Raw genomic sequence first — 769 nt, forward strand, 5'->3', positions numbered from 1 at the left:
CCACGTCTTTGATGTGACTGCCGTCTACAGCAGCACCGGCCAGCCGGCGCAGATTGCCCCCGGCCAGACCTACACAGTGACCGTCCGGTACACCGACGCCGAAAAGGGCCCGGCCATCGAGAACACCCTGGCGCTCTACTACTGGGACGGCAGCACGTGGGTCAAAGAGCCCAGCAGCGTGGTGGATACGGTTAACAACACTGTGATGGCCACGCCCAACCATTTCTCTCTCTGGGCCGTGCTGGGCGAGACAAAGCGGATATACTTGCCGCTTGTCCTGAAAGGCTACTAAACCGGAGGGCATCGGGGCAATTTTCGCTCCGGTGCCCTGAGCAAGAATAAGGCGGCTGCGCCCTAACCTGCGCTTGAGCCGACAGGCCTCCCTTCGGTCGGCCTGCGGCTCAAGCGCAGATCGTTAGCCCGCTTTTGCCCACAGCGCAGTGGCTAGGGAAATGAACGAAGTATCCGTATTCGATCAATACGCCGGGGAGTTTGACTGGTGGTTTGAGGAACACCCGCAAATCTATCAGGCTGAGCTATCAGCGTTGCGGCGGATGGTCCCGCGAGCAGGCTTTGGGGTGGAAATCGGTGTGGGTACCGGAAGGTTCGCAGTGCCCCTGGGAATACGCATTGGCGTTGAACCCTCTCGTGCCATGGCGCGGATTGCAAAAGCAAGAGGTATTATTGTTGTTCAGGGGGTTGCTGAGCAGTTGCCGTTTCCTGATCATCAGTTCGACTTTGCCGTGCTGGTCACGGTCATCTGTTTTGT

General features: G+C 58.6%; 2 protein-coding genes. Both read left to right on the forward strand.

Features of this window, described 5'->3' with window-relative positions; genetic code table 11:
- The coding region (locus ACP5PX_RS08330) for a hypothetical protein (RefSeq protein WP_428085481.1) at positions 1 to 292 on the forward strand (292 nt) is incomplete at its 5' end.
- 160 nt (positions 293 to 452) lie between these two features.
- On the forward strand, positions 453 to 769 hold a 317-nt coding region (locus tag ACP5PX_RS08335), incomplete at its 3' end, for a class I SAM-dependent methyltransferase (protein ID WP_428085482.1).

The organism is Hadarchaeum sp. (SeqCode) (assembly GCF_049969415.1).
In the GTDB taxonomy this organism is placed as follows: domain Archaea; phylum Hadarchaeota; class Hadarchaeia; order Hadarchaeales; family Hadarchaeaceae; genus Hadarchaeum.